Below are 20,516 nucleotides of genomic sequence, written 5' to 3' on the forward strand. Positions count from 1 at the left end.
ATGTCTATGACCGCCGCACAGTCTTCTGCCTTTAAATCGGCATCTGGTTTCGATCCCCAAATACTCAGCCTCATCTGTATCGGCTTTCTGCTAGCCGCGTTGTTTCTGTGGGCTGCCTGGGCGTTGGGCGATATCTGGAACGGCTGGGCTAATGAGAAAGTCAGAGATGCTGCGATGGGTAGATTTGCAGTAAGAACCGCGATCTTGTTGGTTATCAGTATTTGGATGTTTGCCAGTTAATTTTTTCTATACAGAGGAGTTTCTCCATGTCTATGTCCCGTCGTTTTATCTCATTTCTGTTTTATATTGGATTGGTATGCCAGTCTGCTTTTGCTGCGTTGCCTACTGTTGAAGCGCCCCAATCCAGTGGCGGATCTGGAATTATGGGGCAAGCGAAGGGCTATTTACAAGATGGTCTTGTCCTAGGGGGATTAATACTTGCTGCCGTTATGTTCCTCAATGTTGGGACTGCCGCTGGTAAAACCTTCTCTGAAGTTCGCGATGGACGTGCCGGTTGGGAAAAATTCGTTGCTATTGTCGTTGTGGGAATCGTGTTGCTCGTCGTTATCATCTGGCTTGCAGGTAAATCTGCCAATATCCTTTTGTAAGGTGGCAGTATGCAAACTATCCCTTTTTTGCCTGATCGTTTGAATACTGAAGCCATTGTATTTCGTGGCTTTACCACTCCAGAGTTGGGGCTTACGGCTTTACTTGGTTCTTTTGCTGGTCTTTTGTGGTCCATCATCCTTGTTCCTTTTGTGGGGTGGGTCATCATCCCAACGGGAATTTTACTGACTCCTTTACTAGTCATTGGTTTTGGAGGGAAGTGGGTTTCGAGTATTAAACGCGGTAAACCTGAGAACTATATCTGGCAGAAGTTGGAGGAAAAAAAACGACATATTGGTGTAGGGGATGAGACGTTGATTATCCACTCTCAGGGATGGTCATTACGCCGTAGCCGCGCTAAGGGACGATCATGAGCATCTACCGTAACGCGGTGAGAAATCGCGACCAGCATATTCTGACATTACGCATTGCCTGTGGTGTTCTGGTTGCCATGTTACTGGTCACGATACTCGGCTGGATGCGGGCGCCTAGCAATTTGACGGTTCACAATCCTCCCGATCTCCGGGCTGGTAGTACCAAGCCCTGGTGGGAAGTGCCAGCACCGACAGTCTATAGCTTTGCGTTTTACATTTTCCAGCAACTAAACGCATGGCCCAAAAATGGTGAACAGGACTATCCCAGCAAGATATTCAGCCTATCCCCGTACCTGACACCATCTTGTCTGGATTTTCTGAATGCAGACGCGAAAAAACGCTCATTGGGTAACGAGTTGCTTGACCGTGTTCGTGTGGTTTACGAGATCCCCGGGCGGGGATACAGCGCGGAGAGCGTGGATGTTATCAGCCGTGATAACTGGGTTGTCCGTTTAGATTTGGTGACCGATGAGTATTACCACACCGAACCCGTTAAGCGGGTACTCGTGCGTTACCCACTGAAAGTCGTTCGTTGGGATGGGGATGCAGAACGTAACCCATTTGGTTTGGCTCTGGATTGTTATGACGCGATGCCACAGCGTCTGGAAATATCACATCAGCCACAGCCAGAGAAAAAGGGGATTATGCAGTGAGAATGAAACCTTTCACAGCACGGAGATTTTGTCAGAGCGGTTTACTGGGATTGTTCATTACAGCGTCATTGCATGTTGCCGCTGATGAATTAATTAAATGGGAACGCATCCCCCTGCAGATCCCATTAAAGGTAGGGCAAGAACGCGTTATTTTTGCGGATAAAAACGTTCGTGTCGGTTTCCCTCCGGCACTGAATGACAAGTTACGCGTGCAATCGACAGGTGGGGCGGTTTATCTCAAAGCGGACAGTGCATTTCCTCAAACGCGGTTGCAGTTACAGGATCTGGAAAGCGGCGAGATTATTCTGCTCGACGTGACTGCGTCACCGAATGGCCCGACAGAGCCCGTTCGTCTGGTGTACAGCGGTGACGTGACGACGGTTGATAATAGCGATCGCCCGGACAAATCATCCGGACGTAGTAGCTCATCTTCGACTTCGGAAACGAAATCAGACGCAAAAGAGTCTAAGGCACCTCGCTATAACGCTCCGTTGCCTGTTGTTTTAACTCGTTTTGCCGCGCAAACACTTTATGGACCATTACGTGCAGTAGAGCCTGTGGGCGGTATTCATCCTGTTAATCCTCGGTTGTCAGGAAAGATCACAACGCTATATCCCTCTGAACCGCTTGATATCACCACTCTGTCAGCCTGGGGCGTCGGGGGGCGATCTGTTGTGGCGCTACGCGTTCGCAACACCTCAAGCCGAAAGATCGTTCTCGATCCTCGGGTTCTTCAGGGGCAGTTTGTTTCTGCCACATTCCAGCATCGTTGGGTTGGGCCAGTAGGTACACCAGAAGACACGACAACATTGTATCTGGTCACCGATAACCGCCCTGAACTCGCATTCGTCGCAGAGTCGGTCGTTAAAGTGAACCCGACATCAGCCAAAGCCAGCAAGAAGGAGCGCGGGCATGCAAATTAAGTCCAATACGCTGGTAAAAGTAATAGTGCCATCGGTGCTGGCCATCGGCGCATTGATTGGCGTAAAAAGTTGCCAGGGACCCGCTCAAATACAGAATACTCCTGATACCTCAACGACAACATTGGGACTGTCTCAGGATGAAATGAAGGCGTTAGGTGTCGCCGGTGATACCCCTGAGGATACGCTACGCACGCTGGTCGGTTCGTTGAATCAGGTGCGCAGTGATTTAGGTAAACTCAGTCAGCAAAATGAGGATCTAAAAAAACAAAATGAGGCACTTACCCGCCGCAGTACTGACGTATCCGGGCAAGTGAACGAAGCCGTTTCTGGCGTGCAGCAGTCTTACGATACGAAGCAAAAACGCTTACAAGATGAACAATTACGTCTACAGAATAAAATCCAGGAACTTACCGATACACTGGCTAATTCGATGAGTAATCCCGGAGGCCATATTAGTGGAGGAAGTAGCTACCAGGAACCCTCCGGGCACGGCGATATCCCTCTCGGATTAGGGCTGGACGGTATGGGAAATGGTACCAGTGGCACGATGTCGCAAGGTGCAGATGGTCTGATATGGGTACAGCCAAAAGACCAGAAGCCAGCCGACCCGAATAAGACGTCCAGTTCGGGTATGCCTGCGCTCCCCCAATTTCCGACCTCTTTCCTGAACGATAATGAACTGACGCGCCAGAAGGCGGCGTATGAGCAGCAGGTGAAGGGGTACTCGAACGAAAAAAGTGAGGTTACAGCTGAGCCTGTTTACACCTTACCTGAGAATTCTACCCTGATCGGTAGTCGGGCAATGACGGCGCTACTGGGTCGTGTTCCTATTAACGGTACCGTAACTGACCCTTATCCCTTCAAGGTCTTAATTGGTAAAGACAACTTGACAGCAAATGGTATCGATTTACCGGATGTTGAAGGTGCGATCGTATCAGGCACAGCCAGTGGTGACTGGACGTTGTCGTGTGTCCGTGGTCAGGTCAACAATATTACGTTTGTGTTTGCCGATGGCACGGTTCGCACGTTGCCGCGAGCTGACGCTAATGGCAACAGTAATAGTAATAATGGCAGCAGCAATCAGGGCGCGAGTGGTTCCAGCGGTGGTATTGGCTGGATTTCTGATGAAGCTGGGATCCCGTGCATCAGTGGTGAGCGAAAGTCTAACGCATCCACCTATCTACCCACTATTTTTGCCCTCTCAGCTGGCTCAGGGGCTGCCAGCGCGCTGAGCCAGAATCAGCAAACGACGCAAACAAATGGTTACGGTGGAATGACGTCCTCACTGACGGGTGATGCTGGGCAGGCGGTTCTCGGTAAGGCGCTGGCCGGTGGCCTGAATGAGACGACTGACTGGGTGAAACAACGCTATGGCCAGACATTCGATGCGATTTATGTCCCGCCAGGCATGCGACTAGCTGTGCATATTACCAGGCAGTTGGCGATTGATTACGAAGAAAAAGGGCGCAAGGTTCGGTACGACTTCTCGTTGCCGGCTGATGGTCGCAGTCAACGTGGTTTGGATTGAGGAGGCGAGATGGAAGCTGTTCACGCCTGCTGGGAAAATATCTGGATCTTTAGCACAACATCCGCAATTGATCGGCTCCGTATAGATATTCACTATTGTCAGTCCGATTCTGAGCTGTTGGCCAAAAGTCTTGCTGAATCAGCACAAGCCTCCCTGTACTGGGCTAACGACGATCTGTTTCTTGACGTCGGCAGCCATTGTATTCCGGTGCAGGAGGGTTGTTTTTTTGTTAGACAACTACTGCCCACCTCACTCAAACGCTTTGAACTGGCCTGTTTTCTGGAGAAACAGGCCGATCCATTCCTGATGGCCATCGAACAGGGCCATCTTAATGACTGGCACTCCGTACGGATGACGGTTGCTGAATTATCCCGCCACTCGATGTGTCGGTCATTTTCACTCATTGCCGGTCATTTTCATTTATTCCGACGTTCTGGAGAAAAACATGCCTAAATTCCAAGTTATGACAACACTGTTCGTAATGGTGTTATTGAGCGGGTGTTCGACCTCAAAAGAAGAAATGCTGCCAGCTGGGGAGCACTCCATGCTGGAATTATGGAATGGCGCAGATGGCGAGGGAACGACTCGACGTTCTGCCCAGGCCAGAGATGCATTACGCCGCCCGCTGAGTACCGGGGAGCTTCAAGCGTCTTTACATGACGATCGTAGCTACAGTCGAACTCAGGAGAGTGAAATCAGCCAACAGTTTCCCCGTCTGCCGAATCCAGACATGGTGATATACATTTTCCCTCATCTGGCAGAGGGCAACACGCCGGTTCCTGGTTACAGCACAGTCTTTCCCTTCTATAGCCAGACCCAGTACGCGATGCCGGGTGAACGAGTGGAGGCGCTGTAATGTTCTCACTGTTTGATAAAAAACGGATATCCCGCTCTCGTGAAACCAGGGGACCTGATGACACGATTGGCAGTTTGGCTGAAGGTATTCCACTCCAGGTCGCTGGGCGCCCGTCGCTGCCGCGGCCCGGGAAGATGACGGTGCAGGATGAGGTCAGGCTGAATCATGCTAATCCCTCAATCATCGATTACCTGCCGTGGGTTGAATTCTTAGATAACGATAAGTGTCTGCTGTTGGATGACGGCATTTCTGTCGGAGCGGTATATGAAGTCTCTCCCGTTGCGACAGAAGGACGTACGGAAGAGCGACTGGAACAAATCCGCGATACGGTCGAGGATGCGATACAGGACAGCTTTGAAGAACTTGATGAAAACCCCTGGGTTGTGCAGTTCTTTTGTCAGGATGAGAACAATGTCGATACTTATGTCGATCACCTGAGGGGCTATGTTAAACCCCATGCACAGGGCACGCCTTTTTCGGAGGCCTGGCTGAAGGAAACGGAGCGTCATTTACGGGGGATTGCTCGTTCGGAAGGGTTGTTTACGGATACTAAAATTACTGGCCAACCCTGGCGTGGACAGCAGCGCCGTACGCGTATGGTGATCTATCGCTGGATTGGTAAAAACAACCGAGACCCAATGCCGCCAATCGCGATGCTCAATCAGGTCTGTGAACGTGTGACCAGCGCATTGTCCGGTGCCGGTGTAATGTGTGTGCGGCAGAATGGCTATCAGGTGCATGGCTGGTTGCTGCGTCATTTTAATCCCTCACCGGAATGGGTGGATAAAGACACGTTATATCGCCAGGCTGCCTATTTTGACCGACGCGATACGCCTGATGGCACCATGCCAGTACTCAATGATTTTACGGAAACGCTGTGGTTCAATCCGCCACGTTCGGATCTCGAGAACGGCGTGTGGTGGTTTGATAATCAGGCGCATTGTGCGTTGCCGGTCGAGAAACTACGGCGCCCGCCAAAGCCCGGAGCGATTACAGGGGAAATGCTCCGGGGAGAGAAGATCAATGCGTTGATGGATCTCTTTCCGGAAGGTACCACACTGTGTATGACTATAGTGGTACAGCCGCAAGATAAACTGGAAGCCGATTTTACCCGGTTATCGAAGAACGCAGTAGGCGAGAACACCGAGTCAGGTCGCGTTCGCCAGGATGTTAAAACCGTCAAAGAGTATCTGGGAAATCGGCACAAGTTGTACCGTGCTGGACTGACCTTCTTGTTACGCGCCGATGATGTGGAAACGCTCAATCATAAACGAGTTGAACTGACGACCGTATTGCTGGGAGCCGGCTTGCAGCCGGTGCGGCCGGAGTATGATGTTGCGCCATTGAACACCTATTTACGTGCATTACCCATGTGTTTTAACCCGGAGACGGATAAGAAACACTGGTATACCCGGCTAACGTGGGTACAGCATCTGGCAGGATTGTTACCCGTGACAGGTCGTGAAATGGGGACGGGTAATCCTGGGATCAGCTTTTTCAATCGAGGTGGTGACGTATTGTCATTCGACCCGCTAAATAAAGGCGATCGCAGCCAAAATGCCCATAAGCTGATATTCGGACCGACCGGTGCCGGGAAGTCGGCAACGATGTGCGCGATGTTATCGCAGGTGATGGCCATACACCGCCCCCGGTTGTTCATTGCTGAAGCCGGCAACTCATTTGGGCTGCTGGCCGATTATTTTGAAAGCCTTGGTCTGACGGTGAATAAGGTCAGTATCAAACCGGGTAATGGATTGAGTCTTCCGTTGTTTGGTGATGCGTATCAGTTGTTGAATAGTGATGTGCCTTTGGCGATTGACGCTGATGCCTTGCCTGAGCTGGACGCAGATAGCGAAGAGCAAGATGACAGTCAACAGGACAAGAAAGAAAAACGAGACATCCTGGGGGAAATGGAGATTTCAGCCCGCATGATGATCACCGGTGGTGATGCGAAGGAAGAAGCCGAGCTTAAACGAGCCGATCGCGCAATGATCCGTGAAGCGCTGGTGATGGCCGCGAAAGCCTCTTATACCGCTTCTAAACAGATGCTGCCGTCCGATCTGCAACGCGCACTACTTGATATTTCCATGGATAGTGAGCGCAATGAGCAGCGTCGTACTAAAGCCGCTGAGATGGCTGAATCGCTAAGTATCTTCACACAGGAAGGGAGTTTTGAAGCAGAACTGTTTAACCGTGAAGGGCAGCTCTGGCCAGAAGCTGACGTCACGCTGATTGATCTGGGGTATTTTGCGCGTGAAGGGTATGAAGCGCAGATGGCACTGACCATGGTGTCACTGACGAACACTATCAACAATATTGCCGAGCGTGATCAGTACAAGAAACGGGATATCGTTTTCGCTGTTGATGAGGCGCACATTGCAACGGTTAACCCGCTGTTGGCGCCATATATGACCAAGATCGTCAAAATGTGGAGGAAGTTGGGGGCCTGGCTCTGGCTGGCGACGCAAAACCTGGAGGATTTCCCTGACGCGGCCGGAAAAATGTTGAATATGGCGGAGTGGTGGCTATGCCTGGTGATGCCGAAAAAAGAAGTCGATGATATCAGCCGTTTCAAATCCCTGACGGATGAACAGAAATCGGTGCTGATGTCGGCCAGCAAACTGGATAAATGCTACACCGAGGGGGTCGTATTATCGAAGAACGTCCAGGCGTTGTTCCGTGCCGTTCCCCCCAGTTTGTACCTGGCACTCGGTATGACAGAAAAAGAAGAAAAAGTGGAACGACGTCGTTTGATGAATGAATTCCATTGTTCGGAGCTGGAAGCGGCAATGCGGGTCGCCACAGCATTAGATAAAGCCCGTGGCTTGGTTGAGCAGGAGAAAGTTGTAGCATGATGACATTGAAATACCCTACGCCGACGATCCAAACGGAGAGTGGCCATTTTCCCATGCTTTTTAGTCTGAAACCGCAAGGTGAGGCGGGGATTTCCCTGAAAAATGACAGCGAACTGCAACAGCTACGTGATGCTATTCGTCAGCGTTTGCCTATGCAGTGCAATGTAACGTGCCATCCTCACCGAGTCGGTACTCGAGGTGCGGTAGCGCTGCATTTTGATGGTGGACACGGTATCGGCCCTTGTGTGGATATCCTGATTTCTGTTGCCGGCACAACGAGCTGGCCAGATCCAGATGATTACGATCATCCACGGTGGTACATTTCTGTTCCAGATGCAGTGGATGCAGTTTACCTGGTGTTGTACCTCAAAGAGGTTGCAACTAGCAGTATCAATAAAGTTGGTAATAAATGAATACAACCCCAGGTAAAACTGGGGTTGTGGAACTACGAAATTTCAACTTCAACAATATACGCAGGAACCATTTTTGTTTGCGTATGAAATGAACCTGGTAGACATTTTCCCACTGTTATGTCTTCGATGTACTGTTCTCGTATATATTTCAATGTTGCCCCTGACGCAAATAAAATCTCCATTTCGTGACCAAGGTTCGTGCCTTTGTGTTTGAACGCAAAGATTTTTGTGCAAGGGTTTTTAACCTTTAATACCAATATATCAATTCTTCCTGCGTCGTAAGCTTTCCCCCCATGTAGGGTTTCAGCAAATGCGACGTTAGGTGAAAGAGTTGTTGATAAGGGGCGTGTAGTAACGAACTGTGCATTTTTTCCATGTGCTGTAGGCCAAAAACCACCATGGAAAAGGTATTGTCCCTCACTAAGAACAGAACCTACTTCTTTTATGGTATTTGATACGCTTGCCAGATCGCAATTAGGGTAGTGTGATTGATAACGAGCAATGTCCTTAGGGGTAACTGGCGGCATTGAACGTGCCCATGAGCCATGTTTTTTAACCATGTTTTCTATATGTATTGTTAGCCCGTTATCTGTTCCCGCTTCATTAATTGCATATATTGCTGCACTAACGGGGTCTGTTATGTTGCATTTTAATCCCTCTCTGACGTTAGGGCCTGGACCATCTGGTATAATGACCCCTATCTCATCTGGTCTCATAAGTCTCATATTCCATCGAACGTAAGGCTCTTTGAGTATATTAATTATTGGTAAACTCATGACTCTGTATCCTGATTTTTTCGTATGTGATTGGACTTTCTTATTTAATATAATTTTTTGAATAAAAATATAAAAGGCATGTCTGATATAGTAACGGTTTGGTATTAAATGCAATATGCCTTACGTTGCCTTTAGCCGATTAATAAAAGAAAAAATGCTCCAGCTTAGGCTAAAAATTTTTATCTATCTAAAAAGAGTTTATCGCTGCTTATCTTCTCCGCTTGCTGCAACCTGATGGGTATTTATTAACCTAAAGGAGTGTGGTGATGAATGGCAAAATCAGTGCTTTTCTTCTCCTGTTTTTACCTGTGCCATTATTGGCTAACCCCGTTGTCTATACCGACCAGCAACATCCTCCTACCAATCTTACACCCGAGACTCAGATAGTCTGGCTGGATGCGCCGGAACGGTTGCAACGTTCCGTGTTTGGCGAGTTTTCAGCATCGATGGAACAAGCGACAGCGCAAGCTCAGGTTGTCATGCGTTCTCCGCAGTGGCAACAGCATGAGAATGATCTGCAAACGGCCTATCGTGGCGTTGTGCATGCATGGGAAATCGGTGTGCGCAAATATCCTGCTGTTGTTTTTGACGATCGCGACGTGGTGTACGGCACGGCTGATGTTGCCAAAGCGCTTGCGTATAAAATGCAGGAAAGGGGACGACCATGAGTCGATGGCGAACCCGGTTACGACCGATTGCAGTTGGCATTATGCTCACGACAGCATGTGAGCCTGCTGCTATTGCTGCCGTTAACACAGCGCAAATTGTTGCCAGTGCTATTTCTCCTGGGTGTATCAGCTGGCGTGTCAGTGGTATTTGTTACTGGCTATTTTGCACTAAATTCGGCTGTACTATTCGCACGTCCGTCAAAGTCACTCACTTTATTCCTGATGCTGTGGTTTCTACCTATATGGTTCCAGGGGGGAATCCCTGGACTGAAATGTCCCCGGTCAGCCAGGGGGCGGGAGGGTTGGAGAGTACCATTACCAGTGGATTAAGCGGGGTCGCAGCAGGCGGTGGGAACGCAGCAGACATTAAAGATCCTGGCCGAAGAAAATCCAACATCAAATTTAAGTATGCGGATGCGATCGGCCATCCCGCTTCAACCCTCATCGGCGGACAAATTCCCGGCTATTCCTGCGACAGCGTCGCGACGCCGTTCATGCCGTATTTTCTGAGCACGCTGGATTCTCTCGCCTGGCGAACGGGAATTCCTGAATCGCTGTATCCGGAGGCGCTAATTCCTGGCCAGCGTGAAGTCGGTAGCATGACATCAGGGATTATGTGGGGGAATGTTTATCCCCGCTCTGGATTTATCCAGCATACCGATGACGATAAAGCGTCAGCTGTGGTCGCCCAGCGCGTGGCGGACATTATTACGCGTTCTGGCCAACTGCACGTCTATCAGCCCCTGACAGGCTCCCGGCGTGATGGGTACTGGCCTCCCGAACCTGTCGTGGAAAACACCAACAATCACAAGTGGCAGCGCTTGTCGCCACAGCTCACGTCTTCATGTGCCGTATTTCCTGATGGTGACCACATGTCAGCTGAAAATGGCAGTGCCGCCTATACCCTCTGGCAACCCTACAGTTGCTGCCAACGCCGCGGTCAGCGGTTGTTATCTGTTACGAATTTTTAAGGAATAACGATGAGAATGAAGTTTTGCGTTCTGGCTATAGGCCTGCAATTGATTGCGCCGTGCGTTCTCGCCGATCAGTTCAACGTCAATTTGCCTCAGGCAAACAGCGGTTCACCGGGGTATGGGGCTGATGTCAGTGGTGCAGTATCAGACAAACTCTTTTATACGCTTGGAGGAGGCTCTGTGATTTCACAGCCGGCGACGCGTATCAGTATGGAGAAGCTGGGTGTCGATCTCGGTTGGAGCTCTGATCTGCAGTGCGGCAATTTTGACCTGAAAACCACGGTTGGCAATCAGTTGAATGGGGTGACATCAGGATTCAAAAACCTGATGGGGGAAGTCATTCAGGGGGCGACCGGTGCAGTGTCCAGTTTACCTGGCGCCATTATTCAACGAGCGAGCCCGGGGCTCTATGACATGCTGACTAATGGCGTTCTCCAGGCAAATGTCGCGTTTGATAAGGCCATGTTTAACTGCCAAAACATGACCAAACGGATGATGGATTTTTCGGATTCCAGTAAATGGACCCAATCAGCACAGGCCGATGAATACAAGCAATTGGTCAACAGCGGAAAAGCGGATGCCATCCAAACGGATAACGATTCCCAGAAACTCACCGGCAATAATGGCCAAAACTGGATTGGTGGCCAACGACGTGGGGGGAAAGGGCAACCTGCTATTCGTCCAACGCATGATTTGGCGGCCGCGGGTTATAACATGATGAACAGCCAGCCGGTGTTGAGTACATCTTCCGTCAGTACCAGCAATTGCACGGGCTCCGTTTGTCAAAAATTCCCCAATGCGGAGGAAGCCGCAAAGGCTGTTGTCCAGGTACTTGGCGATCGCTCAATGCGGACGTGTAAGGTAGCCTCTGAATGCACCAGTGGGGATGAGGCTCAGCAACCCGGCACGACCCAGGCGGGAACGGGATTTGCCCCCATGTTGGAGGATGCGACGAAAGCCAATCTTGAACAATTGGTGAAAATGGTTAATGGGGTAGAGAAACCAACGGCTGCGAATCTGGCCAAATTGAAAGCCGGTAGCCTGACTATCACCAGTGGCGTTATCCGAGCATTACAACGCGACCCGGATAACGCTGCGTTAACGGGTCGGCTGGCCAGCGAACTGGCGATGGCGGATACGGTCGAGACAGCATTACTGATGCGCCGTATGCTGATGACCGGAATGTCTGAGCCCAATGCCGCGGCTCAGGAAGCCGCAGTTGATGAGGGGACCCGGCGTATTGAATCACTCGATCGGGAAATTAATGCCCTGAAGAACGAGATGGAGCTTAAGCGCGAGCTGGCACGTAACTCGGTGCTGACGATCATCGAACGGGAAAATAGTCGTGTAGAAACCAACCCGCAGAAGCAAATCCAGGACAATACGGATGCACGCTTCAATCAGATGACTACTCCTGCTCAGAGTAACTAACTATGTCTGAATCTAAAGAGACACGACCTCATCCCCCCCTGAAACGACTACGCCAGGGAACCAAAGTGTTGCTGCTCGTGCTGGCATTCGGCTCTGGCGTTATGTTTATTGCATTTCTGATTGCGAGTATTGGCGTGTCCTATCCGGATGAATTCTTAGCGCTACGCCACTGGATGCAGCGAACGAGCATTGGCTGGTTGGTCTGGCGGTTGACGCTGTATAGCGTGCTGGGATGGGGATTCTGGAAAATCTGGCATGCCCCAGGATGCAAGCCGGAGTATAGAGCATCGCTAAAGCGAATGGGCATCGTGAGCGTGATGTTTTTGTTCGCGTGTGAGTATGCCATGTATCTCGATACAGGAACGATGCGATGACCACGAACAGCTATCTCGAGTACTTTCTGACGCTGTTAGGTTGGGTCATTAATAATGGCCTGTGGAACATCCTGATTGGTACCGGGCTTTTTGCTGCGCCGCTGGCATTCAAGGTCGTTGGCATCTGGATGAAAGTTCGGGAAGAAGGTGAGGATGAAGGCAATAAAGGGATGCTGTCACTGCCACGTATCGAGAACGCGTTGTACGGTGCGTTCTTTGTGATGCTGGCCTGCTGCGTTCCGTTGATTAATCTGAGCCTGAGTACCATGCAGTACGATACATCCCGGGCAAAAATGTGTGGGACTTGGACAACACAGTCTCCGGATGACAGTGGATATTCCAGCGTGGTGTCTAGCCTCGGCGATCAGACAGCCGCGGTACCCTTTTGGTGGGCTGTCGTACACCGCCTGTCAAAAGGCGTAACGCAGGCTGCGGTCGCAACCATTCCGTGTCGGCCGGATTTGCGCCAGGTTCGTTTTGAGGTGCAGAGGACCAACATCAGCAATCCGGCTCTGGCTGAAGAGTTGCAGGACTTTACCAACGACTGCTATGCGCTCGCGCTATACACGTGGAAACAACAGGATCAGGGGGCCACAACGGATAAGGATGTGCTGAAGGACATCGAATGGCTAGGCAGCTCAACATTTCGTTCCCGCTATTATGGTGAACTGAACTCAAAAATGCCGCGGTCAAATTTTCCCTGGAGCGATGCCAGGGACAGTGGTCGGCCGAATACGGGGCGCGGTGGTTATCCTACCTGTAATGAATGGTGGTCCACAGCGGATACCGGCTTGCAGGATAGAGTAGTCAATCAAGCTGATCCGGGCATGTGGCTGCGTCTTTCTGCCGCACTGAAAATGATGGGGAAAAGCACTGCTGACTATAAAGAAGCGGTGATCAGGCGTTTGGTGAGTCCTCAGAGCCTAAATATCTCTCAGGGAGGGCAGGTTTACGCTGGTTACGGGGGTAATGCGGACTTCACTACGATGAATACCGTCAATCGGTTTGGTGCCATTGCCGGCGGCGCGTTGGGAAGCCTGGGGGCATTTCCGGCATTTGATGCCATGCGTCAGGCTCTACCAATGGTTCAAGCTATTCTGCTGATGGCCACGTATGTCATGTTACCGTTGATTCTCGCTTTTGGTGTTTATGACTTCAAGGTCGTAGTTACTTTGACATTCGTTATATTCGCACTGAATTTCCTGACGTTCTGGTGGGAATTAGCGCGCTGGCTCGACAGTTGGTTACTTGAAGCACTGTACAGTTCTGATACCCATAGTCGGTTTAATTTGGCAGGTTTTCAGAACACTTCTGACGATATGGTCATGAGCTTTGTGATGGGAACAATGTTTATTGTTCTTCCCACCGTATGGGTTGGCGCGTTGTCGTGGGCTGGCGTACGTATCGGTGATTTAGCGAGTGCGATGCGCAGTGGTACCCAGGATGCACAAAAAGCAGGGGGAAGTGCAGGGGATGCGGCAAGTAATGCCGTGAAACAGAAGGCTGCTGGTAGGGTATAAATAGGGATATAGCCGAGGAGAGAACAGCTCTCGGCTATTTACTTTTCCACCACCACCAGTAGTTGCTATCGTCGAGCGCTTTTTCACCGATTATTCCTTTTTGGGGACTCAAAAGGATGAAAGCCCAGAGAAAGAGCGCAACCCCTGCAATAATAAATCCACCAAAAAGGATCGCGGTAGCGGACAAAACACAAAGCCCAGCGACAGGGATATGCCCGGCCCAGGTAGGTAAATGAAAACGTGTTGCCAATGCAATACACGCAGCATCCCAGTGTTTTAACGTGTTTTTGAAGTGTAGCCAGATCCCAGCAGCTTTCAGTCCACGCTGATAGGCTCGATTTTTTGCTGTGCTAGGCATACGGATGTCCTTCTCTATGGAATACTTCATGGTTACATTTTAGTCTAATGAAGAGCGCAAATCCATCAAATTAAAAGGAATTGAGTTGCCTTTTGTTAATGTCAGCGTTGGTGTTTTTCAGTAACGTGACAGCATCACTGCCCGACATCTGAAACTGCACCCGATGACGCGCCGCTACATCAAGCGCAAACACCTTCGTATACACCTCCGTCGAGCTAATGCTCTTATGCCCCATCAGACTCTGCAGTACTTTCAGCGGTATGCCGGCGTACAACATGTGCATCGCGTAGGAGTGGCGGAACGTATGGGGCGTCACCGGTACGGAGAACGTTACCCCGTCGGCCGCCGCGGCCTCCACCGCTTCGGTCAGCCAGGTGCGGACGGTACGGTCGGTGATCTCCCAGATACGCGCCTTCTCCGTTCTGCCGCTTCGTTTATTGCGCCGCTCCAGCGGAATTTTCAGTGTCGCAATCATCATCTCCAACTGCGACACGTACTGCGGATCGGACAGCGGCACCACGCGGTTCGTGGTAATTCCGGCAGGCAGACGTCCGGCACCTCTGGACGCCTTTTCGCTGCGTTGCTTGAGTGTGGCCAACTGCACGAACGGGTATGGCGGCGCCAGCACAAAATCCCCCCGCGTCAGCGCCAGTATTTCATTGATGCGGGCACCGGTGTTCCACAGCGTGGCGAACAGGGTTTTGCGGTACAGATCGGGAATATAGTGAAGCAGGGCGCTGATTTCCGGCGCCAGCAGGTATTTTGGGGCGCTGTCGTGGATAGCCGCAACCTGGCGCAGTGCCAGGGCGGACGGGTAATCGATAGCAACCGGCAGTTGGGGCGTAGCCCCCATCGGGTAGGGGGCGGGCAGCAAAGAACCGGTCATGATGTTTGAGCAGCCGCGGTAGCACACTGCTGCGTAAACCACGCGATGGCCGTATCGGCGTAGCTATCCCCTGCCGACACAGTGAGTTTCCCTGCCTGCTCCAACTGGCGACCGAGATCGGCAAGCTGGCGCTGCATAACCAGCAGGTTATCCAGCTGTGACAGTGAAACACAGACGTTTTGGATCTGGCGCGCAAAATCATCCAGCACCTCATCAGCCTGAACGCCAACCTTATGGGGCAAGGGGCGTTTGATACCATCTTTCTCAGACTGTAGTTGCTGGCAGAGTATCAGTAGGCTGATCCCCTGCTGTGATAAAGACTGTTGTTCTGACATGCTGTTCAGCACCTCGTTTGTTTGTTGACTCATCAGCCGAATTTAGAATGTATTTTTAGGGTGAACAACGGGCAAGACGCTATCAGCTCCGGTTTCCTGACGCAGCGTAAGCGCCACCGCATCAATAAATAAACGAACCGCTTCAATCGCTTGTGCCAGATGCCAACTGTTGATAGATACCGGCTCATCATCGTTACTGACACCATTTCGATGCACTAGATGCTGTCTGGTAGCAACAATGTTCACCAGAGGATCAATGGGCCACTCAGGGGGAGTTTTAAGTACCAATCGGAAGTACGTGTTCATCTGCGCCAGATTATGGAACGTCTGACGACTGACAAATAACTGAGCGGTTCGGCATTCCAGATTTGTTCCATCCGAAGGCGTTCCGTCCGCTTGCTTCTGCGTATTACGCAACACCTCGGTCTTATACTGCGCAAGTGACTTCCTGAAGCGAGGAGCCACACGGGAATCAAAGCGCTCCAAATGAGCAGGATCACTCAGCAGTGCCCGCGCAGAGTACATCAGAAAGGCCTCCATCACTGTTACGGTATGAGCATAAGCCAGGCGCAACGCGATGTTACTTTGTGCTGAAATCATCAGCGCATTCAGCTCATTCAGTTCACCGACGGCATGGCGATAGCGGTCGTCAAGATCGTTAAGGGAATCCTGGAACCACTGCCTCTCTGCATCTTCGACCAGGGCATCGAGCATCCAATCATGCGCCAGACCGGCAGCATCAAATGCCTCAGTGCCTTCCTCTGCCTCTGGATAGTGTTCCGCAATCCATTCGTCACGCTGCGCTTCCTGTGCTTCAAAGAGAAGTTCTTTAACACTACCCATCCACGTTTTCCTTCTGATTATAAAGAAAGGTAAACCGAAATCTATCTCGCCCAAGAAGTGCAGGGCAAGCCCCGCAGCCGCCGTATTGGGGGGCAATCATCGAATGCCTCGCGTGGAATGCTGCCTGTTGTCGGTTGAGCGAGATAAATCCTGCCCTGGTGTTAACTAAAGAGAAAAAGTTGCGTTTTTGCTTTGTCTCTTGCCAAGAGATCCAACGCCCAGACTTCATGAAAAGCCGTAAGGTGTGATGTGGCAGGCGGCCAGAGCACTAACGACCAGCGGTAGCAGCCAGGCATACACAGCTTTTTGGCAACCACATCACCGCGCTCGTCAAGAAGGAAAAACTGCCGAACGGGGCGGTCGTCATCGGTAGCCAGCCAACCGGTGTACAGCGTAACGGTTTGGTGGCCATCAGCAATGAGCGCGTCGATAACGTCCTCACTCCCCATACCTAACCCCTTAGGGTAATAATCACCCCGCGTTATTATGTTGTGTCGCCCTTGACGGCGCACCACCCTGCGTCCGTTACCGGCCTGAATATTCCCCGGCTTATTATTGCTGCCGTGAATGTCCCTTATCTGATAGTCACCTATGACGCAATCACCCAGCTTAATTACCGGACCGCCCGTTTCAACGGATCCGACTTATTTCAGTATACGCGGTTTTCGGAAGCAGGACACGCCCGCAGCGGCAGAGGGGGACGCCCGTCCGCCCTGCCGCGCTGAGTAGCGCGGGTGCCCGACTGACGCCTAATATCTGCCGTATTTCAAGTGGTTGGACGGGATGACGGCGCTAGGCGGACGCCTCCGACGGCGGTCGGATTGCGCAGATCCGGGTCTAGCAGAAACCGGATCCGTAGCGGAAACATGAACAAAAAATCGCCACGGCATCACCAAGCAGGGGAACGCCTCATCGTTATGACGATGACATGATGTCTGACCGGAAATGGAAAATAACAGGGAGGAAGGGCAGTAACAGGTTGCATAAATGACAATATACCAATAGAATCATCAATACATCATAGCGTCATCAATCATTAAGACTTGTGACGCTAAGGTGAAATTGCTGGCTGGCCATAAGCCTGGAAAGTTGATGGTCCAGCCAGCGCCCGTCAATTCTGACAAAATTAGGAGTACCACATGGTACACGAGAAAGAAACTATCGATTACACCGTGCGTGGCTTTAGCCGAGAATTTGATATCACGCTCACCCATTTGTCTATTCTGTGGAGCAAACCCAAGTCGGTTATTCTGCGCGAACTCGCCGAGCAGTACCTCACCGATCGCATCAAGATGTTCGGGATGATGAGCAAGCATGTGGCCGCGCTGGATGAGATGATGGCCAGAAACCTCGGCGCCGAACTCATCGAACTGCCGTACGAATCGCACATCACGACCGGTCACAGCCTGGAGATGGCCAAGCTGCTTACTATCAGCTCCGACGAGCAGCTGGAAGATATTCTGGTACGCAATACGCCCTATATCATGGTTCGCGCCAATCAGGTGATCAAAGGCACTCCGCGTACGGTAAAGGGCATGACGCTGTGGTTTGCGCTGTTTGCCGAAGTGGCGTCGTCTTCCCCCGATGTCGTGAAGGCCGCCTGGGAGCAGATCTTCAACTCCTTCAACGCCTTCGACGACGAATCCTACTACCGGTATTATAAAAATATAAATGAAATCAGGGCATTAATGAATAAAGTCACGATTACTGCGGATCTGCACGACGTCCGGCATGAAGGGAAATTTTGTACCGTCGCCATCACCAAACCGGCTGATTACGCGTACGGGGCCTGGCTTGCCGTCATCACGCTGACGCCGGCTGGCGCACAGATTGCCGCAAAGGCTGCTGCCCAGGAGGCGCTGAGCGGCCTGTGTTACCCCACGCTGGAGAAACGGCAAATTGTGGCCAAAAAAGACACGGGGTATCACGCGATGGCCTTTCCTGAAGACGGCGGGGAGATGCAACGGGGCTTTACGTTCATTGACGACCGCTGCGAGCTGAATGTCTACTCCAAGGGCTACGCAGGAAGCTCCGAATTCAATCACCCGACCCCGCTGAAACACGTGGCTGAGGTACTGGCGTCGCTGACGGATGCACACCTGAAACCGTTCCTCGCCTAACCCTTCCACTCCACTCACAGGTCGCTTCGGCGGCCTTTTTTTGGGCCGCCGCCCAGCTCCCCCGTGATTATGCCCGGATATCCCGGCGCACCAGATCCATCACCAACTGGTAATGCGTGTGCTGATGGCGGGACAAACGCAGTCCCTGTGCCCAGGCGTCGTCAGCCAGACGGATGGCCTCCTCGCCGGTTCGCTGCTGCGCTTCTCTGGTCTGCCAGAGTTTGCGGATTTCATGTTGCGTATTCATATGTATGGCCTTGTGTGGTGATAAGAGCCTCTACCATGCCGTCACGACGCCCGCCGTACACTACCTATCTGCAGATATTCACGCCTGATCGCGCAGCAATAACTGGGCCGGGAAAGCGAGGAATTTCAGAGTTAGAACGGAAAATCGTCCTGACCAGAGGCGAAGTCCCATGGCGGAACGACGGAACCGGCTGGTTCAGAACGCGGGGTATAGCTGTATGTGCTCCGCCTGACGGAGTCTGTGGAATATTCAAACCGGGCAGCCCGTATACCGTGAACGCTGACAGAGTGGAGATCTATCTCCAGAGCAGGCTCCCGGCGATCGTCCTGAAGTGAAAGGTCGGAAATTTCACGCCCGTCGGCATCCGGCGCACCGGTATCCTGAGAAGATATAATCTCTGTAACACAGATATCTGGCTCCCATTCATCTTCGTCATACTGATGGCCATATCTGATCATGCAGTCCTCCTTTGCCGGCAGTGTCATCAGGCGGACACGGGAGGCCTTATGGAACAATACAACGTTGTATCGCTCCTCCAGCCCAGCCCCCGGCAGCTGTACGGAGGGATAGAGGATGCCGTCAAGGTCAAATCGGGAAGAGTCCGCCAGGTATTCTGCTATAACCTGAGTCGGGATATAACGGAAGTCTTCTTCACCAGGCAGTACAGGATCGACAATCCTTCTGGTCAGCGTAGAGAGGAACGCAGCCTGTTCACGTCTTTTTATATACTCCGGATCGAGCAGGCTTCCGTTATCCAGAACACTTTCAAGCGCTGGCAGGTTCAGCAGCCTGAGCGAGCGGATAAGACTGAACTTGGCGCAAACCGCATTGCAGCCCACCGGAGGGCGAATTTCAGAAATGGCCGTATCGACTGAACTGGCACCATAAAAGACCGAAATACCTCTGGCGCTCATACGGTTTTCACCACTGAGATGAGGCGGCGGCGGGCCTAACTCCCTGTCCGGAGACACAAGCATTTGCTCTAGCTCAGTATGATTACGACTCCAGCGGGCGCGGTACAGTGACGGGATCGCAGTACCTGGACCGGCCTCAATGGTCACCGGTACTTCACCGTGGGCACGCATTGTCTCCACACCACGAAATATGCTGTCGAGGGTGGTGTTGACGGCATGGTTGATGAAACGTGACTCTGAATTTAACGAGGTAACAAATTGTCTCCACATGGAATCGAGACGGCCGGTACTTATCTTGCGATGTTCAGCATAACAGGCACCCCGTGCAAACTCGGTCTCCAGTCCGATGATGTCGGAATCAAAATCAGAATGTCTATATTCGAGGAGTTGTTGAATATCGTCTGCAATCTTACGGCGTGTCTGGAGCAAATCTCCAATAAGCTGCACGATATCTTCCCCGTCGCGGAACCAGTCATAATCATCAGTATGACGAAGTCGGGCATACTCCATCTCGTTCGGTTCAGTGGGCGTCCGGTAAAAATGTGCTTTAATCGCCTTTTCTGTCAGGTTGCTTACTGCCTCCAAAGAGAAACAGGCGTAGATCTGCGCGCAGTAATGACAAGTCTGCTGGATTCCCTCCTTCTCAATACTGTTTCGTAAAAATTCTTCTGTAATACAAACAGCACAAACCCAGCACTCATCTGGCTCTTCGGCACTCATAAATAAAGGTATCTCCGTGTGAATACTCTGCTCAGGAAGTTTATCAGACGTAGCCTGCCTGAGATTTCCTGCTTTATCAGTTTTCGGATTCCGATGAAAAATGAGGTCCAAAGCAGTGAAATTTAAAGTGACATGCTTCATG

At 51.4% G+C, this 20,516-nt stretch carries 24 protein-coding genes; 16 read left to right on the forward strand and 8 right to left on the reverse strand.

Annotated elements, in window-relative coordinates; genetic code table 11:
* Genes EIP93_RS02965 through EIP93_RS03010 form a run of 10 tightly spaced genes read left to right on the forward strand, consistent with a single transcriptional unit; the run spans position 1 to position 8,208 of the window.
* On the forward strand, positions 1-240 hold the full coding sequence (locus tag EIP93_RS02965; RefSeq protein ID WP_080738460.1) for a TIGR03758 family integrating conjugative element protein: 240 nt from the start codon (positions 1-3) through the stop codon (positions 238-240).
* A 26-nt stretch (positions 241-266) separates the two neighbouring features.
* Positions 267-608: a TIGR03745 family integrating conjugative element membrane protein gene (locus tag EIP93_RS02970; protein ID WP_044208334.1), complete on the forward strand. Its 342-nt coding sequence runs from the start codon at positions 267-269 to the stop codon at positions 606-608.
* Positions 609-617: 9 nt separating this feature from the next.
* On the forward strand, positions 618-980 hold the full coding sequence (locus EIP93_RS02975; protein ID WP_044208332.1) for a TIGR03750 family conjugal transfer protein: 363 nt from the start codon (positions 618-620) through the stop codon (positions 978-980).
* Positions 977-1,633 carry a PFL_4703 family integrating conjugative element protein gene (locus tag EIP93_RS02980; protein WP_044208330.1) on the forward strand — a complete coding sequence of 219 codons (657 nt, stop codon included), beginning with the start codon at positions 977-979 and terminating at the stop codon, positions 1,631-1,633. Before EIP93_RS02975 ends, EIP93_RS02980 begins: the two co-directional genes overlap by 4 nt.
* 2 nt (positions 1,634-1,635) lie before the next feature.
* The gene (locus EIP93_RS02985) at positions 1,636-2,556 is read left to right on the forward strand and encodes a TIGR03749 family integrating conjugative element protein (protein WP_044208329.1); all 921 of its coding nucleotides are present in this window, start codon (positions 1,636-1,638) and stop codon (positions 2,554-2,556) included.
* Positions 2,546-4,084, forward strand: a complete 1,539-nt coding sequence (locus tag EIP93_RS02990) for a TIGR03752 family integrating conjugative element protein (protein WP_044208327.1) — start codon at positions 2,546-2,548, stop codon at positions 4,082-4,084. Before EIP93_RS02985 ends, EIP93_RS02990 begins: the two co-directional genes overlap by 11 nt.
* A gap of 9 nt (positions 4,085-4,093) precedes the next feature.
* On the forward strand, positions 4,094-4,537 hold the full coding sequence (locus EIP93_RS02995) for a hypothetical protein (RefSeq protein ID WP_044208325.1): 444 nt from the start codon (positions 4,094-4,096) through the stop codon (positions 4,535-4,537).
* Complete coding sequence (locus tag EIP93_RS03000) at positions 4,530-4,940, forward strand: TIGR03751 family conjugal transfer lipoprotein (RefSeq protein ID WP_044208323.1); 411 nt, start codon at positions 4,530-4,532, stop codon at positions 4,938-4,940. The genes EIP93_RS02995 and EIP93_RS03000 overlap by 8 nt, the downstream gene beginning before the upstream one ends.
* The gene (locus tag EIP93_RS03005) at positions 4,940-7,795 is read left to right on the forward strand and encodes a conjugative transfer ATPase (RefSeq protein ID WP_044208321.1); all 2,856 of its coding nucleotides are present in this window, start codon (positions 4,940-4,942) and stop codon (positions 7,793-7,795) included. The genes EIP93_RS03000 and EIP93_RS03005 overlap by 1 nt, the downstream gene beginning before the upstream one ends.
* Positions 7,792-8,208: a hypothetical protein gene (locus EIP93_RS03010; protein ID WP_044208319.1), complete on the forward strand. Its 417-nt coding sequence runs from the start codon at positions 7,792-7,794 to the stop codon at positions 8,206-8,208. The genes EIP93_RS03005 and EIP93_RS03010 overlap by 4 nt, the downstream gene beginning before the upstream one ends.
* Positions 8,209-8,240: 32 nt before the next feature.
* Here the strand turns inward: EIP93_RS03010 and EIP93_RS03015 are convergent, their stop codons facing one another.
* Positions 8,241-8,984, reverse strand: a complete 744-nt coding sequence (locus EIP93_RS03015) for a hypothetical protein (RefSeq protein WP_044208317.1) — start codon at positions 8,982-8,984, stop codon at positions 8,241-8,243.
* Between the two features lie 266 nt (positions 8,985-9,250).
* Between EIP93_RS03015 and EIP93_RS03020 the strand changes: the two genes are divergently transcribed.
* From EIP93_RS03020 to EIP93_RS03040, 5 genes are read left to right on the forward strand one after another with little or no spacing between them, the layout of a single operon-like run.
* Positions 9,251-9,652 (forward strand): TIGR03757 family integrating conjugative element protein, encoded by a 402-nt coding sequence (locus EIP93_RS03020; RefSeq protein WP_044208315.1) that lies wholly within the window; start codon positions 9,251-9,253, stop codon positions 9,650-9,652.
* The gene (locus tag EIP93_RS03025; protein WP_044208313.1) at positions 9,649-10,623 is read left to right on the forward strand and encodes a TIGR03756 family integrating conjugative element protein; all 975 of its coding nucleotides are present in this window, start codon (positions 9,649-9,651) and stop codon (positions 10,621-10,623) included. Before EIP93_RS03020 ends, EIP93_RS03025 begins: the two co-directional genes overlap by 4 nt.
* 9 nt (positions 10,624-10,632) lie before the next feature.
* A complete protein-coding gene (locus tag EIP93_RS03030; protein ID WP_044208311.1) occupies positions 10,633-12,057 on the forward strand; it encodes an integrating conjugative element protein in 1,425 nt (474 codons plus the stop codon).
* 2 nt (positions 12,058-12,059) lie between these two features.
* Entirely contained in the window at positions 12,060-12,431 is a 372-nt protein-coding gene (locus EIP93_RS03035) for a hypothetical protein (protein WP_044208310.1), read from the forward strand.
* Complete coding sequence (locus tag EIP93_RS03040; protein WP_044208308.1) at positions 12,428-13,951, forward strand: conjugal transfer protein TraG N-terminal domain-containing protein; 1,524 nt, start codon at positions 12,428-12,430, stop codon at positions 13,949-13,951. Before EIP93_RS03035 ends, EIP93_RS03040 begins: the two co-directional genes overlap by 4 nt.
* Before the next feature lie 34 nt (positions 13,952-13,985).
* On the opposite strand, the gene EIP93_RS03045 is transcribed toward EIP93_RS03040, so the two are convergent.
* From EIP93_RS03045 to EIP93_RS03065, 5 genes are all read right to left on the reverse strand, one after another.
* Entirely contained in the window at positions 13,986-14,309 is a 324-nt protein-coding gene (locus EIP93_RS03045; protein WP_125232262.1) for a hypothetical protein, read from the reverse strand.
* 70 nt (positions 14,310-14,379) lie between these two features.
* Positions 14,380-15,195: a site-specific integrase gene (locus tag EIP93_RS03050; protein WP_044208306.1), complete on the reverse strand. Its 816-nt coding sequence runs from the start codon at positions 15,193-15,195 to the stop codon at positions 14,380-14,382.
* The gene (locus tag EIP93_RS03055; RefSeq protein ID WP_044208304.1) at positions 15,192-15,530 is read right to left on the reverse strand and encodes a hypothetical protein; all 339 of its coding nucleotides are present in this window, start codon (positions 15,528-15,530) and stop codon (positions 15,192-15,194) included. The genes EIP93_RS03050 and EIP93_RS03055 overlap by 4 nt, the downstream gene beginning before the upstream one ends.
* 42 nt (positions 15,531-15,572) lie before the next feature.
* Positions 15,573-16,373, reverse strand: a complete 801-nt coding sequence (locus EIP93_RS03060; protein WP_044208301.1) for a hypothetical protein — start codon at positions 16,371-16,373, stop codon at positions 15,573-15,575.
* Positions 16,374-16,534: 161 nt separating this feature from the next.
* Positions 16,535-16,822, reverse strand: coding sequence for a hypothetical protein (locus EIP93_RS03065; protein ID WP_044208298.1), 288 nt, complete (start codon positions 16,820-16,822; stop codon positions 16,535-16,537).
* A 690-nt stretch (positions 16,823-17,512) separates the two neighbouring features.
* On the opposite strand from EIP93_RS03065, the gene EIP93_RS03070 reads away from it, so the two are divergent.
* A complete protein-coding gene (locus EIP93_RS03070) occupies positions 17,513-18,493 on the forward strand; it encodes a hypothetical protein (protein WP_044208295.1) in 981 nt (326 codons plus the stop codon).
* A 67-nt stretch (positions 18,494-18,560) separates the two neighbouring features.
* Here the strand turns inward: EIP93_RS03070 and EIP93_RS03075 are convergent, their stop codons facing one another.
* Both EIP93_RS03075 and EIP93_RS03080 read right to left on the reverse strand, forming a co-directional pair.
* On the reverse strand, positions 18,561-18,740 hold the full coding sequence (locus EIP93_RS03075; protein ID WP_044208292.1) for a hypothetical protein: 180 nt from the start codon (positions 18,738-18,740) through the stop codon (positions 18,561-18,563).
* Between the two features lie 131 nt (positions 18,741-18,871).
* Positions 18,872-20,515 (reverse strand): RES family NAD+ phosphorylase, encoded by a 1,644-nt coding sequence (locus tag EIP93_RS03080; RefSeq protein WP_234912625.1) that lies wholly within the window; start codon positions 20,513-20,515, stop codon positions 18,872-18,874.
* Position 20,516: the final 1 nt, after the last annotated feature.

The sequence above is a fragment of the Pectobacterium versatile genome (genome assembly GCF_003932035.1).
Lineage (GTDB): Bacteria > Pseudomonadota > Gammaproteobacteria > Enterobacterales > Enterobacteriaceae > Pectobacterium > Pectobacterium versatile.

Coding starts and splice junctions, on each gene's coding strand:
- EIP93_RS02965 (WP_080738460.1), top strand. CDS start 1: ATGTCTATGACCGCCGCACAGTCTTCTGCCTTTAAATCGGCATCTGGT.
- EIP93_RS02970 (WP_044208334.1), top strand. CDS start 267: ATGTCTATGTCCCGTCGTTTTATCTCATTTCTGTTTTATATTGGATTG.
- EIP93_RS02975 (WP_044208332.1), top strand. CDS start 618: ATGCAAACTATCCCTTTTTTGCCTGATCGTTTGAATACTGAAGCCATT.
- EIP93_RS02980 (WP_044208330.1), top strand. CDS start 977: ATGAGCATCTACCGTAACGCGGTGAGAAATCGCGACCAGCATATTCTG.
- EIP93_RS02985 (WP_044208329.1), top strand. CDS start 1,636: ATGAAACCTTTCACAGCACGGAGATTTTGTCAGAGCGGTTTACTGGGA.
- EIP93_RS02990 (WP_044208327.1), top strand. CDS start 2,546: ATGCAAATTAAGTCCAATACGCTGGTAAAAGTAATAGTGCCATCGGTG.
- EIP93_RS02995 (WP_044208325.1), top strand. CDS start 4,094: ATGGAAGCTGTTCACGCCTGCTGGGAAAATATCTGGATCTTTAGCACA.
- EIP93_RS03000 (WP_044208323.1), top strand. CDS start 4,530: ATGCCTAAATTCCAAGTTATGACAACACTGTTCGTAATGGTGTTATTG.
- EIP93_RS03005 (WP_044208321.1), top strand. CDS start 4,940: ATGTTCTCACTGTTTGATAAAAAACGGATATCCCGCTCTCGTGAAACC.
- EIP93_RS03010 (WP_044208319.1), top strand. CDS start 7,792: ATGATGACATTGAAATACCCTACGCCGACGATCCAAACGGAGAGTGGC.
- EIP93_RS03015 (WP_044208317.1), bottom strand. CDS start 8,984: ATGAGTTTACCAATAATTAATATACTCAAAGAGCCTTACGTTCGATGG.
- EIP93_RS03020 (WP_044208315.1), top strand. CDS start 9,251: ATGAATGGCAAAATCAGTGCTTTTCTTCTCCTGTTTTTACCTGTGCCA.
- EIP93_RS03025 (WP_044208313.1), top strand. CDS start 9,649: ATGAGTCGATGGCGAACCCGGTTACGACCGATTGCAGTTGGCATTATG.
- EIP93_RS03030 (WP_044208311.1), top strand. CDS start 10,633: ATGAGAATGAAGTTTTGCGTTCTGGCTATAGGCCTGCAATTGATTGCG.
- EIP93_RS03035 (WP_044208310.1), top strand. CDS start 12,060: ATGTCTGAATCTAAAGAGACACGACCTCATCCCCCCCTGAAACGACTA.
- EIP93_RS03040 (WP_044208308.1), top strand. CDS start 12,428: ATGACCACGAACAGCTATCTCGAGTACTTTCTGACGCTGTTAGGTTGG.
- EIP93_RS03045 (WP_125232262.1), bottom strand. CDS start 14,309: ATGCCTAGCACAGCAAAAAATCGAGCCTATCAGCGTGGACTGAAAGCT.
- EIP93_RS03050 (WP_044208306.1), bottom strand. CDS start 15,195: ATGACCGGTTCTTTGCTGCCCGCCCCCTACCCGATGGGGGCTACGCCC.
- EIP93_RS03055 (WP_044208304.1), bottom strand. CDS start 15,530: ATGTCAGAACAACAGTCTTTATCACAGCAGGGGATCAGCCTACTGATA.
- EIP93_RS03060 (WP_044208301.1), bottom strand. CDS start 16,373: ATGGGTAGTGTTAAAGAACTTCTCTTTGAAGCACAGGAAGCGCAGCGT.
- EIP93_RS03065 (WP_044208298.1), bottom strand. CDS start 16,822: ATGGGGAGTGAGGACGTTATCGACGCGCTCATTGCTGATGGCCACCAA.
- EIP93_RS03070 (WP_044208295.1), top strand. CDS start 17,513: ATGGTACACGAGAAAGAAACTATCGATTACACCGTGCGTGGCTTTAGC.
- EIP93_RS03075 (WP_044208292.1), bottom strand. CDS start 18,740: ATGAATACGCAACATGAAATCCGCAAACTCTGGCAGACCAGAGAAGCG.
- EIP93_RS03080 (WP_234912625.1), bottom strand. CDS start 20,515: ATGAAGCATGTCACTTTAAATTTCACTGCTTTGGACCTCATTTTTCAT.